Genomic DNA, 15,083 nt, shown 5'->3' with positions numbered 1-15,083 from the left:
ATTTTCAGGTTGTCATTTGCTTTTTAAGTGATACATTAAAATTAGATTAAAAAATAAAACGTATCACAAAGGGAGCGAGAGACATGTCTTCAGAGAATGTGCATTTTGAAAATAAGGTTGATAAAGAGATTGCTATCGAACCTAAAGATTGGATGCCAGAGAAATATCGAAAAACACTGATCCGTCAAATTGGTCAACACGCACATTCAGAAATTGTTGGCATGTTACCTGAAGCGAACTGGCTGACTCGTGCGCCTTCTCTGCGTCGCAAAGCAGTACTACTTGCCAAAATTCAGGATGAAGCAGGCCATGGCATGTATTTATATAGTGCGGCTGAAACATTAGGTGGTGACCGCGACGATTTGTATCAGAAGTTGTTGAATGGTCGTATGAAGTATTCATCGATTTTTAATTACCCGACGTTGAACTGGGCTGACATCGGTGTTGTTGGGTGGTTAGTTGATGGGGCGGCGATTGTTAATCAAGTCGCCCTCTGTCGCACATCTTATGGTCCCTATGCGCGAGCTATGGTGAAAATCTGCAAAGAAGAAAGCTTTCACCAGCGCCAAGGGTATGAAGCAGTAACAGCGTTGGCAAATGGCAGTGAAGAGCAAAAAGCAATGCTGCAAGATGCGATTAACCGCTGGTGGTGGCCTTCACTAATGATGTTTGGTCCAAATGACAATGAATCACCTAATTCAGCACAAAGCATGGCATGGAAAATTAAACGCCTAAGCAATGATGATTTACGCCAGAAGTTTATTGATAACACCGTACATCAGGTTGAAGCACTTGGCATGACCATTCCTGACCCTGATTTGAAATGGAATGAATCACGTGGCCATTACGATCATGGTGAAATCGATTGGCAAGAATTTAATCAGGTTATCCAAGGTAATGGAATTTGTAACCGCGAGCGTATTCAGGTGAAACAACGTGCTTGGGACGACGGCAAATGGGTACGTGAAGCAGCCATGGCACACCGTAATAAACAACCAAAACAAGTCGCATAAAACAAGGAGAGAGCAATGAGTTCTGTAAGTTGGCCGTTATATGAAGTATTTGTGCAAAGCAAGCAAGGCTTAGACCATAAGCATGTAGGAAGCTTGCGTGGTGCTGATGATCAAATGGCGTTAGAGGCAGCCAGAGATTTATATACACGAAGAAACGAAGGTTGTTCTATATGGGTGGTGAAGTCATCGTTAATTACGGCATCTCAACCCGATGAGAAAGGGCCATTTTTCGATCCGTCAGAAGACAAAGTATATCGCCATGCGAGCTTTTATACGATTCCATCTGATATTAAGCATATGTAATTGAGGTAGGTAAAATGAATAACAATAATCCTGAATTACATTATGCCTTACAGCTTGCCGATACCAGCCTTATTTTATCGCATCGACTATCAGAGTGGTGCGGAATAGCACCAGAGCTTGAAATTGATATGGCATTGGCCAATATTGGTTTAGACCTATTGGGTGAAGCACGTAATTTATATCAATATGCGGGTGAACTTGAAGGAAAAGATCGTAAAGAAGATGACTTTGCTTATTTCCGGGATCAGTCTGGTTATTACAATTTATTGTTAACAGAACAGCCGAATGAAGGTTTTGATATTACGATTACCCGTCAATTCTTATTTGATGAATTTCATAATCTATTTTTGGCTGAATTGAAAAATAGCACCGATCCTCAGCTTGCTGCTATCGCGAAAAAATCGATAAAAGAAGCCGCTTATCATCAGCGCTTTAGTCGTGGTTGGATGGTTAGATTAGGTGATGGGACAGTTGAAAGTCATGACAAAATTCAGGCCGCACTGAATGAATTATGGCGCTTTACCGATGAGATGTTTATTCCGTCATTAGCCGAACAAACCTTGATTCAATCGGGTGTGGCTGTTGATGTCGCTAGCCTGAAGTCGAAATGGTTAAACGAGGTGGGTTCTGTATTAGCCTCGGCAAATTTGGTTCTGCCGGATTCGCAGCATAGCCGCCAAGGTGGGAAGCAAGGACTACACAGTGAGCACCTCGGCTTCATACTTGCTGAAATGCAATACATGCAAAGGGTCTACCCTAATTGCCAGTGGTAAGGAGCCGATATGCTTGTTCAAACCATAACCAGTATTGCCCATCCAAAGCAGGCCGCAGCATGGCAGTTACTTTCAACGATTCCTGATCCAGAAATTCCTGTGATCACCATTGCTGAGCTGGGTATGTTGCGCGGTGTAACGTTTGAAAATGAACAGTGGGTTGTCACGTTTACCCCTACGTATTCAGGGTGCCCAGCGACTGAAATGCTGATGAAAGACATTACAGAATGTATGACGGTAGCCGGTTATACACCAGTAAAAGTAAACATCAGCTTAGATCCGGCTTGGACGACAGACTGGATGACAGATGAGAGCAAGCGCAAGTTAACTGCTTATGGCATTGCGCCGCCAGAAGGGAAGGCATGTTTTAGCCAATCAATACCCACTGAGCTTTCTTGCCCGCACTGTAATAGCAAAGAAACCCAACTTGTAAGTGAGTTTGGCTCAACGGCATGTAAAGCCCATTATAAATGCCGTACTTGCTATGAACCTTTTGATTACTTCAAATGCATTTAATTGAGAACGTATCATGACAGACTTTTATCCGTTAACAATAGAACATATAGAACGAGAAACTGATGACGCAGTTGTTATGACGTTCTCGGTGCCAGCATTATTAAAAACGACCTTTAACTTTCAACCAGGCCAATATTTAACATTGCGAACTACCGTTGGTGGTGAAGCGTTACGTCGCTGCTACTCAATTTGTTCTGCTGCGAATGAATCCGAGCTTAAAGTAGGTATTAAAGCGATACCTAATGGCCGATTTTCACAATATGCCAATCAAGAATTAAAGGTTGGCGATAAAATTGATGTTATGCCACCACAAGGCCATTTCGGTTTTGAACCGAAAGAAAGTACAAATAAACAGTACTTAGGTATTGCCGTTGGTTCAGGTATTACACCCATTATCTCAATGTTAAAAAGTGTACTAGCGCAAGAGCCGAATAGTCAGTTTACCTTGCTCTATGGCAATAAAAACTTGAAATCGACAATGTTTAAAAACCAGCTATCTGAATTTAAAAATCGTTATCCGGATAGGCTGCATCTTGTTTATTTATTTTCAAGAGAAAGCAATGAGGCCGAATTATTAAATGGCCGACTTGATCCTGAAAAGTTACGTGATTTAGGGCAGTCTCTTTTCGATTGGAGTCAATTTGACGCATGTTATATGTGTGGCCCTGAAGAGATGCTTGAAGCCTCATATATCGTATTAAGTGAGGGAGGAATGGATGAACGTAACTTCCATGTTGAGCGATTCAATACGGCATCAGGCCCTCGTCCAACCATCGAAAATAAAGCCGCATACAGTCGGGTTAATCTAAGGCGCGATGGTCGAGTGTTGGATCTTGAAATGACCAGCGACGATGACAGCCTATTAGATGCAGCGTTGCGTCAGGGCGCGGATTTACCTTATGCCTGTAAAGGAGGCGTGTGCGCGACCTGCATTTGTAAAGTGACGTCGGGCAATGTTGAAATGGCGGTTAACTACAGCTTAGAGCAAGACCAGCTTGATAAAGGGTATGTACTAAGTTGCCAAGCTGTACCTACTACAGATGAAGTCACTATTGACTTTGATGTATAGAGGTTAGTAACCATGACCATAAACAATGAATTATCTTATCTTCAATGTCAGCAACAGAAAGGTGTGCTGACCATTAGGTTTACGCATTATGAAAAACGTAATGCACTAACGAATCAATGCCTTGAAGAATTAGTGGGCGTATTAGAGTGGGCTGATACGAATGGTGAGATTGGTGCTGTGGTTTTAACCGGAGGTGAGCGTTGTTTTGCTGCTGGTGCTGATCTTAATGAGTTGGCTAGTCAAGGTGCTGTAGAGACTTGGTTAAACCCTAGACCGCTGTTATGGCAGCGACTTAATGAGTTTAATAAACCGCTATTAGCGGCGGTTAATGGTTATGCATTGGGCGCGGGGCTCGAGTTGGTTTTATTGTGTGACATTGTCATTGCTGGGGAAAAAACGGTATTTGGTTTGCCAGAAATTACGCTGGGCCTCATCCCTGGTGCTGGTGGTACCCAGCGATTAGTTCGAACTGTCGGTAAGTCGTTAGCCAATCAAATGGTGTTGACTGGGCAACCAATTACCGCAGAGCGGGCATTAGACGCTGGGTTGGTTAGTGAAATGGTAGTGACTGAACTTGCCATTGAGCGAACTCAGGAAGTAGCGAAAACCATTGCTCAGCGTGCACCTCTTGCGGTGAAAGCGGCTAAGCAAGCATTGCAACAAGTGCCGAATACCACACTCGATCAAGGCTTGAAACAAGAGCGCCAGTTATTTATTACACTTGCAGCGAGCAATGATAGGCAAGAGGGAATAGACGCATTTTTTAATAAGCGCTCTCCGAAATATAAAGGAAACTAAATTCATGGAAGACAGTGTACTTTACTCCGTAGAAGCTGGAGTGGGTTTGATCACCCTAAATCGTCCAAAACAATTAAACAGCTTTAATCCCGAAATGCATAAAACACTAATGAAGTGTTTAAAAGATGCGAATAAAAACGATGCAGTTAGAAGTATTGTTATTACCGGAGCAGGTAGAGCATTTTGTGCCGGACAAGATTTAAATGACCGCAATATTAGTGCAGAACAAGCAATGCCTGATTTAGGTGAAAGTATTGAACGTTTTTATAACCCTCTTATAAAGATGATAACGGAATTAAATAAACCTGTTATTGCCGCCGTTAACGGTGTTGCTGCGGGAGCGGGTGCGAATTTGGCACTGGCCTGCGACATGGTAATAGCATCGAAGTCAGCCAGCTTCATTCAAGCATTTTGTAAGCTCGGGTTAGTACCTGACTCTGGTGGTACATGGACACTGCCACGTTTAATTGGCCCCGCAAGAGCAAAAGCCTTAATGCTGCTGGGTGACAAGTTACCCGCACAGCAAGCCCAAGAGTGGGGAATGATTTGGCAATGCGTGGATGATAACGAACTAATGGCTGTGGCAATGGGGTTGGGGCAGCATTTTGCGACGCAACCAACAACGGGGCTGGGCTATATCAAACGTGCCATTAACAGTAGCAGTAATAACACCTTATCAGAACAGCTTGATTTAGAACGCGATTTACAACGTTTAGCGGGCCGTACTGCTGACTATCGCGAGGGTGTCTCTGCTTTCTTTGAAAAGCGCCAACCCGTTTTTGAAGGGAAATAGCCTGTGAGTAAGTTAACAATTAATACTGTGGCTGTAATTGGTGCTGGCGCGATGGGGGCGGGTATTGCTCAAGTTGCTGCTCAGTCTGGTTATCAAGTGTGTTTGTTTGATTTAGCCGACGGTAAAGCACACCAAGCGAAAGCACAAATCGAAAAATCGTTAATGCGGCGTGTTCAAAAAGGCCGTTTAGAGCACAGTGAATTAGAGCTTACACTGGCTCGGATTCAATGCTCTTCACGCTTATCTGAGGTTGCTGGCGCTGGTGTTGTTATTGAAGCGATTATCGAAAACCTTGAAGTAAAACAAAGCGTGTTTCGTGATTTGGAAGCCATTTGCCAACCTGAATGCATTTTGGCATCGAATACATCGTCGATATCAATTACTGCTATCGCAAGTGCCCTTGAAACGCCTGAACGTGTTGTAGGTTTGCACTTCTTTAATCCAGCACCAGTCATGAAGTTGGTTGAAGTGATCCGTGGTGTTGCAACCGCTGATGATGTTGCCCAACGAGCACTCGAGTGGGCGCGTTCATGTGGGAAACATGCAGTGCTTGCTCGTTCAATGCCTGGGTTTATCGTGAATCGTGTAGCAAGGCCATTCTATGCCGAAGGTTTGCGTGCCCTAGAAGAGCAAGTGGCAAGTGTTGCAGATATTGATTACCTCTTGCGTAAAGCCGGTGGTTTTAATATGGGCCCCTTTGAATTGATGGACTTAATTGGGCACGACGTGAATTACGCCGTTACCAAAAGTGTTTTTGATGCCTGTTATCAAGACCGCCGCTATCAGCCGTCATTAATACAGAAAGAGCTGGTCGATGCAGGATTTTTCGGGCGTAAAAGTGGGCGTGGTTTTTACTGTTATGGAGAAAAGAGCTCGACAGTAGAGCCTAATGTATACCGTGAGTTATTAACGCCTGTTGAAAACGTTATTCAAATAGGTCAGTGGCAACCAACAGAGAAAACTTTCGAAGCGCTCACCGCAAGCACTTTAATGAAAGGTTCGTCTTTATTACTTAAGAACACAGAGCAAGCTCTTAATATAAGCATGAGTGCAATGCTTGAAATTGATGGTGTATTGGTAATACCGACGAGAGGTAAAAGCGCAACTCAGCTGGCCGATGAATTAGGTTGTCCTGTTGTTGTCTTCGATTACTGCCAAGACTATCAATCATCACCACTTATTGCTGTGTCAGCCGCTTTGCAAAATACCATACAGCAAACTGAAAAAGCCATTGCTTATATACAGTCGCTAGAAAAACAAGTGATTTTATTTAAAGACTACCCCGGCATGGTGGTATGGCGAACCTTGAGTATGCTAACCAACGAAGCACTTGATTTGGTTAATAAAGGCGGAGCAAGTTTAGACGATGTAGATATGGCCATGAAGAGCGGCGTGAATTACCCATTAGGACCAATAGAGTGGGGTCGTGAACTTGGATGGCAAAACCTAAAGGAAACACTTGAGTATTTAACTCAATTTTATGGTGAAGAGCGCTATCGTCCATCACCGTTATTACGCCAGCTAGCATATGGGAATGAATGATATGGAACATCAGCAACAACAGCATCAGCAACTAGCATGGCGTTGTGCCGAAAAAATGTATAGCGATGATGGCTGTTCAAATCAGTTATCCATAAAGATTGAACAGATGGATAAAGGGCATGCCGTTGTCAACATGGTCGTGACGAAAGACATGTTGAATGGGTTTGGTACGTGTCATGGTGGCATGATTTTCAGCCTCGCAGATTCTGCCTTTGCGTTTTCTTGTAATAGTGAAAACCAAGTTGCAGTCGCGGCAGGATGTAACATTGAATATATCCGTCCGGCAAAAGAAGGGGATGTGTTAACGGCGACAGCCAATGTGAAATCGCAAGGAAAGGTAACGGGAACATACGATATCGAGATCACTAATCAAAATGGCAAGCTTGTCGCTTTATTTCGAGGGAAAGCACATCGTTTAGGCATGCCTGTTCTGGAGGCTGGAAATGAGTAATGCATATATCTGTGATGCTGTAAGAACACCAATTGGTCGCTATGGCGGCGGTTTATCACCTGTTCGCCCAGATGACCTAGCTGCTGTGCCGCTCAAAGCGTTGGCTGAACGCCATCCGAATATCGATTGGCGTAACGTCGACGATGTGATCCTAGGTTGTGCGAATCAAGCGGGTGAAGACAACCGCAATGTTGCCCGTATGGGGATCTTATTAGCGGGGTTACCTGAAGAAGTATCCGGCACAACGGTCAACCGATTATGTGGCTCGGGTATGGATGCATTGGCATTAGCTGCGAGGTCCATTAAAGCAGGTGATGCGGAGCTGATGATTGCTGGTGGTGTGGAGTCAATGTCTCGTGCCCCGTTTGTAATGGGTAAAGCAAACACCGCATTTTCTCGAAACGCAGAAATGTATGACACAACAATTGGTTGGCGTTTCATTAATAAGCAACTCCAGAAAGAATTTGGTACTGATTCCATGCCAGAAACGGCTGAGAACGTAGCGAGCCGATACAAGGTAAGTCGCGAAGATCAAGATACTTTCGCTTTACGTAGCCAACAACGGACAGAAGAAGCACGGCAAGCAGGGCGATTAGCAGAAGAAATTGTGCCTGTCACCATTCCTAATCGTAAAGGTTTACCAACCGTTATCTCAGAAGATGAACACCCAAGGCCGGAAACCACACTGTCTCAGCTTTCAGGTTTGCGTACACCTTTTGCCGAGCAAGGAAGTGTCACTGCGGGTAATGCTTCTGGTGTAAATGATGGTGCTGCGGCGGTGCTGGTAGCCAGTGATGCTGCGGTGGCTGAATATGGTTTAACACCAAAAGCCAAGATTATTGCTTGTGCCACTGTTGGTGTCGAGCCAGCTGTTATGGGTATCGGTCCAGCCCCTGCTGCCAAAAAGGTACTCGAAAAGGCCGGTTTATCAATTAATGACATGGATGTTATAGAACTGAATGAAGCATTTGCCGCCCAAGCATTAGCTGTTTCGCGTGAACTAGGGTTACCTGATGACGCAGAGCATGTAAACCCTAATGGCGGTGCGATTGCATTGGGTCACCCTTTGGGCATGAGTGGTGCTCGAATTGTGATGGCAGCAACGAATGAATTACATCGTAGAAAGGGGAAGTATGCTTTGTGTTGTATGTGTATTGGTGTCGGGCAAGGTATTGCCATGATCATTGAGCGCGTATAAAGTACTGATGATTTACATAGTTACAACAAAATAATAACGATTATATAAAGTAAGTTCAGCCAATTCAAATAAGAGCACTAAAAGGAAGCAAAGGAATGACCGATTTTAATCAACTTGAAGCCATTGAAAAAGCTTCAGTAGAAGAATTACGTACGCTGCAGTTCGAACGAATGAAATGGACACTGGAGCATGCCTATAACAATGTCCCCATGTACAAGAAGAAGTTTGATGATGCTGGCGTTCATCCGTCGGACTTTAATTGCATTGAAGATATTAGCAAGTTTCCATACACCACAAAGAAAGACCTTAGAGATAATTACCCGTTTGGTACCTTCGCAGTACCGATGGAAGAGGTGGTAAGGGTACATGCTTCATCTGGTACAACAGGTAAACCAACCGTTGTTGGTTACACTCAAAAAGATATTGATACTTGGGCCACCATTGTTGCGCGTTCAATTCGAGCCGCTGGTGGCAGCTCCAAAGACATGATCCATGTGGCTTATGGTTATGGTTTATTTACTGGCGGCCTAGGGGCGCACTATGGTGCTGAAAAGCTTGGGGCGACCGTCGTACCAATGTCTGGTGGGCAAACAGAAAAACAAATACAGTTAATTGAAGATTTTCAACCATCGATCATCATGGTGACTCCTTCATATTGTTTGAATTTATTAGACCAACTAGAACAAAAGTATGGCGGTGATGCGTCTAATTGTTCGTTAAAAATTGGTATCTTCGGTGCCGAACCTTGGTCAGATTCAATGCGAACGGAAATTGAGCAGCGGTTAGGGATAAAAGCACTCGATATTTACGGGTTATCGGAAGTAATGGGCCCAGGGGTTGCGATGGAATGTGCTGAAACAGCAGATGGCCCTACAATTTGGGAAGACCACTTCTTTCCTGAAATCATTGACCCAACGACAGGTAATGTTATGCCTGATGGCGAGCATGGTGAATTGGTCTTTACCTCTTTAACGAAAGAAGCGATGCCAGTTATCCGCTATAGAACACGCGACCTAACTCGTTTATTACCAGGAACAGCTAGAACAATGCGCCGCATGGATAAAATTACCGGGCGTAGTGATGACATGTTGATTATTCGCGGTGTTAATGTATTTCCTTCGCAAATTGAAGAGCAAATTTTAGAAGTGGGAGGGTTGAGCCCTCATTATCAGATCGAAGTTTTAAAGAAGGGTAATTTAGATACATTAACGGTGAAAGTTGAGCTGAAAGATTCGGCAGCAGGTTATAAAAACGATGAAGTTGTTAATGAACTAAAGCATCGAATTAAAACAATGGTAGGGATCTCCACTAAAATTGATTTGCTGCCAAGCGGCGGAATACCACGCTCCGAGGGGAAAGCCCAACGCGTACTCGACTTAAGGCATGCTTAAAAACGGACACGCTGCCTACTTACTACTTAGTGGAGTAGCGTGTTTCTAATTCGTTTTCAAACAAATATGTTTTTCCTATATATTTCAGCTTAGGTATTAACGCTGTGAAACATAAAGCGGTGTTGTTATGATGCTATTGTAAAGGAGTATAGATTCATTGAGGTAAACTTTGGATAATAAATTAGAGTCGTTTTTTTCATCCGCAGCAGAGCATCACTCTATAAGTGGTACATCATTAGTCATCACCTTCCTTGGCGATTACCTATGCCATAGCGGCGGTGGTATTTGGATGGGAAGCCTAATTAACTTTATGGAATCATTAGGTTTTAATCAGCGGTTTGTGAGGTCGTCTGTTTTTAGATTAAAGCAAGATGGTTGGCTAGATGTAAAAAAAGTAGGTAGAAAGAGCTATTACTTTATGACGCCAGAGCGTTTTGATGAAGTGAGAGCGGCGAATAAGAAAATATACAGTGTTGAAAAGTTAGGTTGGGAGGGGAAATGGAATATTATTCATATATCTTCATCAACGTTAAACGAATCAAAAACGAATGGTAAATTTTTAGCCAGGTTTGGGTTTGGTATCTTAGATAAAGGGATATACATTCAAGCGGATCAAAAGCAGTTAGCTTACTCCGATTTTGAAAATATTTTAGATCAATACCCAGACGCTCATATTTTCAAACAATCAGAATTGTTTTCTCATAATAAAAAAAACAAAACGAGCCTAGTCAGTAATGTATGGGATTTAGATAGAATTAAAGAAGATTATGATGCATTTTGTCAGATATTTAACCCTGTGTGGCTTGAGCTAAAAGATCTTTCTCCCGAAGAGATAAACAGTGAAGATTGCTTTAAATTACGTTTGCTTTTAATTCACTTTTATCGACGAATAATCATTCGTGACCCGCTACTGCCTGATGAGTTACTTCCTGAAAACTGGAGTGGTGGCGTAGCACAAAGTTTAGCTATGAATATATATAAAAAAATTCACTTAAATGCACGAAACCATGTCACGGAGCTAGGTGAAACGGTAGCAGGGCCATTACCCTTGCCTGCGTCAGACTATTACTCTCGTTTTGGTGGACTATTACCTTGAGTAACCATTAATAACAGGGTCAGCGAATGACGCTGATCTAATTATCATAGGGATCATGATGCCAATCTATCAACTTGATGGAATAACGCCTGTTATTCATCCAGAGAGCTTTGTACATCCAAGTGCTGATATTATCGGTGATGTCATTATTAGCAAAAACGTCTATGTTGGACCACAAGTGGCTATACGCGGTGATATGGGGGGGATTAAAATTATGGATGGCAGCAATATACAAGATAACTGTGTTATTCATGGCTTCCCTAATCGTGAAACGGTGCTTGAAGAAAATAGTCATATTGGACACGGAGCCGTGATACATGGTTGTCATATTGAAAAAAATTGTTTAATAGGTATGAACGCTGTGGTGATGGATCTTGCTGTTATCGGGAAAGAATCCATTGTGGGCGCACATAGCTTTATTAAAGCGCATAGCCGCTTTGAAGCCAGAAGTATGATTTTAGGTAGCCCAGCCACAGTAAAACGTAAAGTGAAAGATGAAGAGCTTGCATGGAAAGAGAGAGGAACAGAGATGTATCATCAGCTAGTCTCTCGCTGTCAAAATACGATGAAGGAAGTTATCCCATTATCATACCCTGAAAAAAATAGACCGAAGATGGTATTTGATAAAATACATGACATTAAGTCCTAGCATAATCATGTATTAATGTTACTTAGCAACTAACCCAGATTATTAGCGAGTAACTGACAGTCTTCGATATTGTGAATCGCGTACGTTCTTTCTAAATATCGGAGAATATCTTTAGATTCAAACATGTCGATATTTGTATTCGGGTCCATTAAGTAAGGGATCTGAACATTACCGTGTAACTTAAAGAAATCATCTCGTTTCGTATTTGGTAGTGGCCTATAAGGTTTTACGCTCCATCGGAAAGTTGCAGGCCCCATATCAGATACTTGTTGCTTGCCCAAATTGATTAGAATATAAGTCAGCTCAAGTTCACACAGGCGCTCACGTACTGGACGAGTATATGGGCTTGATTCAAAGCTATATAAAATAAGAGGCTGTTCAGCTTGCCGAGCAGGTCTAGCTTTTCTTCCGGCACCTAAACGAATACCTGTAGCTAACTGAGAGGTTAGATTATTGCTCAGTTTTGTAATCAATGAACGAGGTGGATTAGTACCTTTGTACTGTGAAAATAAGTGATCGATGACTTCTTTAGCGCCATTAGCGGCAACCGAGTGATTGATATCAATAAGGATAGGAAGGGTTACTTTATCAAACTTAGCATGTAACTCTTTAATGTTTTTACCATCCGCGGGACAAGGTCTAATGACAACATCTAAATTTAGTTCAGTTAACACTTCACGTACCAGCCGACAATCAGCGTTGCCTTCTTGATCAAATAAAAGCAATGATCCCTCTGGCTGTTTAACCGTTTTACTGGCCATTGTGCCACGCCAAAAGCGATAGGTGGAAGCAAGTAGTGATGTTGTAATGTTTAGAGCATGTTTCATACGCTTACCTACATCCGTGTTGGTGGCTAATTTAATGTTTTTAAATAGTATTATGCTTAAAGGTCATTAAATATGAAATTGTTATTCGTGACTACAACTTTTATTAAGTTAGTGCCAATTCAGTGACACCAATATCGTAATTTTATTTAAAGCGATAGAGCATACCAAGGCTAATAAGCTGTACGGAAGAGTCATAAAAGTTGATATCACTATCTTCTTCAAACCAGACGACACCAGCGTTGGCTACCCAGTTATTCCAACCAAACGGAGCAGAATAAAATGCAGTAAAACTCGCCCCATATCGATTGGTATCTGCTTTTTTACCATAGATTGGATTTTCAGTATCGTAATTTATATCGGCGAGTGAGGCATTGGTAACAAAGTGCCAGCGTTTCATCGAATAGATGTAATTTACATTGAAAGAGACACCATCGTAAGCCACAGAACTGCCATCAAGATCTTGATCAATAAACGTAAATTGTGGGCTAATGATATGTTTATTTTTGTCTACGTTAAATGTGTATTTAACAGAAAATCGACGACTGTCACCATTACGATCGAGTAGGGCTTGGTCAGCTTCCGATAAATCTAAACTATCCCCACTTCTTTCATCGTCAATATCGACCTCGCGTTGTGAAAAGCTTAATTCGAGGTTGGTTCCGTACATTTTATCCCAAATTAGCCTAAAACCATTACTGGTTCTGTCAGTACTTGTTCGATCACTACCTACCAAAAAGGGGTCTTCCCACACTTCAGTTGCAAGTGGCGTTTGTAAGAAGCTTGCACCAATGATACCTGCTTTACCAATTTCTTGCCGGATACCAGCTCGGGTCGAAAAGTCGAAGCGCAAATAGTCTTCTAATTGGTTACCGAAAAATACTTGGGTACGAGTGCTCGCAAACATGTATGCGATTTCAAGGCCGACAACAGGTAAGCCTGTACTCTTATCGTCTGGCGATTGGGTCAAAGATTCGATGGATTTATTGCCGAGGTTAATGCCAGAAAGTTCCGCCAGTGTATTGGATTCGATGCTACTGATACCTGCACCAATATTCACAAATCCACTAAAGCCACTTTTTTGAGGTAGTTGCGCGACGGCAAAAGTGGGGGGGATCATTGTTGTAAATATGATTAGAATGTTTAAGTATCGCATTAGTAACTCAGCTGACAGTTTGACCTTATGTGAAACTGTAGATGAGCCGTCAATGGTGCTTTGTTTTATCTTTGAGCCTATAAGGCAATTAAATGATTGTCTWTGTTATCTTACATTTGATACGACGATGACATTATTTAATTTGACCTAACAATTGATGGAATAAAGGGTGATCTAAGAGTTGGCGTTCTCCTTCTTTTATCAATAGGTCAACGTCTTCATCTGATAGTGTAAAATCAGTGGGTATTGAATTCGCTTCAAAGCGCGTTGTTGGGTTAGGTATTTTTTTTAAAGTAATATGAATAAAGTAAGGATCGGTCATGATGTCATCATCCTTTGATAATTCGACCCATTCTTGCATGTTGCGCCAAATCACGTTTTTAGTCACATCATTGTACCTATGCAGCTGGGTATCTGTTATTGCTGAAAGCGTATCTGTAATGCTCGGCTCTTTTGTGGATTGTTCAAAGCCATAAAAGGGTTCAGTTGACGCATCAACTGAAATGATAACTAAATGGGAACGAGGCCTAGTTTTTACCTTCTCGATAAACGCCTGATTACCTCCGCTACTTTCAACTACATCAAAAATTGCTAATAAACCAAGATTATCTGAAATTCCGCCATCGACTAAATGAATATAGGGGCGCCGCTGTTTATTTTGATAACTACGTAAACCATCGATAGTACGTTGAATTTGTGGGTCGCCACTGTTTCGAGTTAAATCAAGTTGGGAGTTTGGATTACAATAAGGGTAATTGTTTAAAACGACCGGATTAAACACAATAGGAACCGCGGCTGATGCTGTTACGGCTTCGGCAACAGGATAGCTATGAAGATCTGAGCATAAAAGATCACCACCGACATCATGATAAAGAAAGTCATCTTCAAAATGGTCGAATATGTCATCGCCATATAAACCGTAATAGGCTGCTGTAAAACTGCCACCGGATACTGAACTAATAAAGTCGATTTCATCAAGTAATGTTGTTGAATCATCTGAATGAGTGAGCACTGTTTATTAATGCTTCAGTGGCAGAGTAAGGCATGAGTGGATCAGAGACAGAATGATGCTCACGCTGCTGCTCATTATGAACGGTGATAGGTAAGTTAGACGTTGAAATATTTGAACTGCACCCAGAAAGACCCAGTAGAAAAGCACTAAATATAAATTGGCGCACTGGCAATTGCTCTCTTATGTACTCACATGGTAACTATCATAGTTCAGCTATAAGCACTTTGTGAAAAGTGGCGGCTTACTTTGTTTGCTCGACTTGCCTTTTATATGGCAGTTATGCCGTATGTAATGAATCAGAGCTATTATTAATGAAAAGTTATGTAAAGAATAAATTTGGAAATGTTGCGATAAGTACCTTAATAGACGTAGATAATGGAAATTTATCGATTGCTTTACTTTGTGTACAATGACTTGGATGTTTAAATGTAACTAGAGACGTCTATTTTTACTTATATTAATAGTATCGTACTTATCAATGATAAGAAACGTGAATGTA

At 42.1% G+C, this 15,083-nt stretch carries 16 protein-coding genes; 13 read left to right on the top strand and 3 right to left on the bottom strand.

What is annotated here, in order from left to right; genetic code table 11:
• The first annotated feature begins 83 nt into the window (after positions 1-83).
• The 13 genes from paaA to L4D78_RS27345 all read left to right on the top strand — a co-directional run bounded on the left by paaA (position 84) and on the right by L4D78_RS27345 (position 11,592).
• Positions 84-1,013 (top strand): 1,2-phenylacetyl-CoA epoxidase subunit PaaA, encoded by a 930-nt coding sequence (paaA, locus tag L4D78_RS27405; RefSeq protein WP_428469847.1) that lies wholly within the window; start codon positions 84-86, stop codon positions 1,011-1,013.
• Between the two features lie 15 nt (positions 1,014-1,028).
• Positions 1,029-1,316 (top strand): 1,2-phenylacetyl-CoA epoxidase subunit PaaB, encoded by a 288-nt coding sequence (gene paaB / locus L4D78_RS27400; RefSeq protein WP_428469846.1) that lies wholly within the window; start codon positions 1,029-1,031, stop codon positions 1,314-1,316.
• A gap of 14 nt (positions 1,317-1,330) precedes the next feature.
• On the top strand, positions 1,331-2,089 hold the full coding sequence (paaC, locus tag L4D78_RS27395; RefSeq protein WP_428469845.1) for a 1,2-phenylacetyl-CoA epoxidase subunit PaaC: 759 nt from the start codon (positions 1,331-1,333) through the stop codon (positions 2,087-2,089).
• Between the two features lie 9 nt (positions 2,090-2,098).
• Complete coding sequence (gene paaD, locus L4D78_RS27390; protein ID WP_428469844.1) at positions 2,099-2,605, top strand: 1,2-phenylacetyl-CoA epoxidase subunit PaaD; 507 nt, start codon at positions 2,099-2,101, stop codon at positions 2,603-2,605.
• Positions 2,606-2,618: 13 nt separating this feature from the next.
• On the top strand, positions 2,619-3,674 hold the full coding sequence (paaE, locus tag L4D78_RS27385) for a 1,2-phenylacetyl-CoA epoxidase subunit PaaE (protein WP_428469843.1): 1,056 nt from the start codon (positions 2,619-2,621) through the stop codon (positions 3,672-3,674).
• 12 nt (positions 3,675-3,686) lie between these two features.
• A complete protein-coding gene (locus L4D78_RS27380) occupies positions 3,687-4,472 on the top strand; it encodes an enoyl-CoA hydratase-related protein (RefSeq protein ID WP_428469842.1) in 786 nt (261 codons plus the stop codon).
• Between the two features lie 4 nt (positions 4,473-4,476).
• Positions 4,477-5,265 carry a 2-(1,2-epoxy-1,2-dihydrophenyl)acetyl-CoA isomerase PaaG gene (gene paaG / locus L4D78_RS27375; protein ID WP_428469841.1) on the top strand — a complete coding sequence of 263 codons (789 nt, stop codon included), beginning with the start codon at positions 4,477-4,479 and terminating at the stop codon, positions 5,263-5,265.
• Between the two features lie 3 nt (positions 5,266-5,268).
• Complete coding sequence (locus L4D78_RS27370) at positions 5,269-6,807, top strand: 3-hydroxyacyl-CoA dehydrogenase (protein ID WP_428469840.1); 1,539 nt, start codon at positions 5,269-5,271, stop codon at positions 6,805-6,807.
• Position 6,808: 1 nt separating this feature from the next.
• On the top strand, positions 6,809-7,258 hold the full coding sequence (gene paaI, locus L4D78_RS27365) for a hydroxyphenylacetyl-CoA thioesterase PaaI (protein WP_428456891.1): 450 nt from the start codon (positions 6,809-6,811) through the stop codon (positions 7,256-7,258).
• On the top strand, positions 7,251-8,456 hold the full coding sequence (gene pcaF / locus L4D78_RS27360) for a 3-oxoadipyl-CoA thiolase (RefSeq protein ID WP_428456892.1): 1,206 nt from the start codon (positions 7,251-7,253) through the stop codon (positions 8,454-8,456). Before paaI ends, pcaF begins: the two co-directional genes overlap by 8 nt.
• Before the next feature lie 95 nt (positions 8,457-8,551).
• The gene (gene paaK / locus L4D78_RS27355; RefSeq protein WP_428469839.1) at positions 8,552-9,847 is read left to right on the top strand and encodes a phenylacetate--CoA ligase PaaK; all 1,296 of its coding nucleotides are present in this window, start codon (positions 8,552-8,554) and stop codon (positions 9,845-9,847) included.
• Between the two features lie 169 nt (positions 9,848-10,016).
• On the top strand, positions 10,017-10,943 hold the full coding sequence (locus tag L4D78_RS27350) for a PaaX family transcriptional regulator (RefSeq protein WP_428469838.1): 927 nt from the start codon (positions 10,017-10,019) through the stop codon (positions 10,941-10,943).
• A 58-nt stretch (positions 10,944-11,001) separates the two neighbouring features.
• On the top strand, positions 11,002-11,592 hold the full coding sequence (locus L4D78_RS27345) for an acyltransferase (RefSeq protein WP_428469837.1): 591 nt from the start codon (positions 11,002-11,004) through the stop codon (positions 11,590-11,592).
• A 29-nt stretch (positions 11,593-11,621) separates the two neighbouring features.
• Here the strand turns inward: L4D78_RS27345 and L4D78_RS27340 are convergent, their stop codons facing one another.
• The 3 genes from L4D78_RS27340 to L4D78_RS27330 all read right to left on the bottom strand — a co-directional run bounded on the left by L4D78_RS27340 (position 11,622) and on the right by L4D78_RS27330 (position 14,584).
• On the bottom strand, positions 11,622-12,419 hold the full coding sequence (locus L4D78_RS27340) for a glutathione S-transferase N-terminal domain-containing protein (protein ID WP_428469836.1): 798 nt from the start codon (positions 12,417-12,419) through the stop codon (positions 11,622-11,624).
• Between the two features lie 142 nt (positions 12,420-12,561).
• The gene (locus L4D78_RS27335; RefSeq protein ID WP_428469835.1) at positions 12,562-13,572 is read right to left on the bottom strand and encodes a DUF2860 domain-containing protein; all 1,011 of its coding nucleotides are present in this window, start codon (positions 13,570-13,572) and stop codon (positions 12,562-12,564) included.
• A gap of 133 nt (positions 13,573-13,705) precedes the next feature.
• Positions 13,706-14,584: a patatin-like phospholipase family protein gene (locus L4D78_RS27330; RefSeq protein ID WP_428469834.1), complete on the bottom strand. Its 879-nt coding sequence runs from the start codon at positions 14,582-14,584 to the stop codon at positions 13,706-13,708.
• Between the last annotated feature and the right edge of the window lie 499 nt (positions 14,585-15,083).

It is taken from the genome of Photobacterium minamisatsumaniensis, assembly GCF_050336695.1.
GTDB lineage: Bacteria > Pseudomonadota > Gammaproteobacteria > Enterobacterales > Vibrionaceae > Photobacterium > Photobacterium minamisatsumaniensis.
The sequence above is the reverse complement of the archived record's forward strand: the minus strand, read 5'-3'. Positions and strand labels throughout refer to the sequence as shown.

What these genes read in the sequence shown, in the direction of transcription:
- paaG (WP_428469841.1), top strand. Translation starts at nt 4,477, where the DNA reads ATGGAAGACAGTGTACTTTACTCCGTAGAAGCTGGAGTGGGTTTGATC.
- L4D78_RS27335 (WP_428469835.1), bottom strand. Translation starts at nt 13,572, where the DNA reads ATGCGATACTTAAACATTCTAATCATATTTACAACAATGATCCCCCCC.
- paaD (WP_428469844.1), top strand. Translation starts at nt 2,099, where the DNA reads ATGCTTGTTCAAACCATAACCAGTATTGCCCATCCAAAGCAGGCCGCA.
- L4D78_RS27340 (WP_428469836.1), bottom strand. Translation starts at nt 12,419, where the DNA reads ATGAAACATGCTCTAAACATTACAACATCACTACTTGCTTCCACCTAT.
- paaB (WP_428469846.1), top strand. Translation starts at nt 1,029, where the DNA reads ATGAGTTCTGTAAGTTGGCCGTTATATGAAGTATTTGTGCAAAGCAAG.
- paaE (WP_428469843.1), top strand. Translation starts at nt 2,619, where the DNA reads ATGACAGACTTTTATCCGTTAACAATAGAACATATAGAACGAGAAACT.
- paaI (WP_428456891.1), top strand. Translation starts at nt 6,809, where the DNA reads ATGGAACATCAGCAACAACAGCATCAGCAACTAGCATGGCGTTGTGCC.
- paaC (WP_428469845.1), top strand. Translation starts at nt 1,331, where the DNA reads ATGAATAACAATAATCCTGAATTACATTATGCCTTACAGCTTGCCGAT.
- L4D78_RS27380 (WP_428469842.1), top strand. Translation starts at nt 3,687, where the DNA reads ATGACCATAAACAATGAATTATCTTATCTTCAATGTCAGCAACAGAAA.
- L4D78_RS27345 (WP_428469837.1), top strand. Translation starts at nt 11,002, where the DNA reads ATGCCAATCTATCAACTTGATGGAATAACGCCTGTTATTCATCCAGAG.
- paaK (WP_428469839.1), top strand. Translation starts at nt 8,552, where the DNA reads ATGACCGATTTTAATCAACTTGAAGCCATTGAAAAAGCTTCAGTAGAA.
- pcaF (WP_428456892.1), top strand. Translation starts at nt 7,251, where the DNA reads ATGAGTAATGCATATATCTGTGATGCTGTAAGAACACCAATTGGTCGC.
- paaA (WP_428469847.1), top strand. Translation starts at nt 84, where the DNA reads ATGTCTTCAGAGAATGTGCATTTTGAAAATAAGGTTGATAAAGAGATT.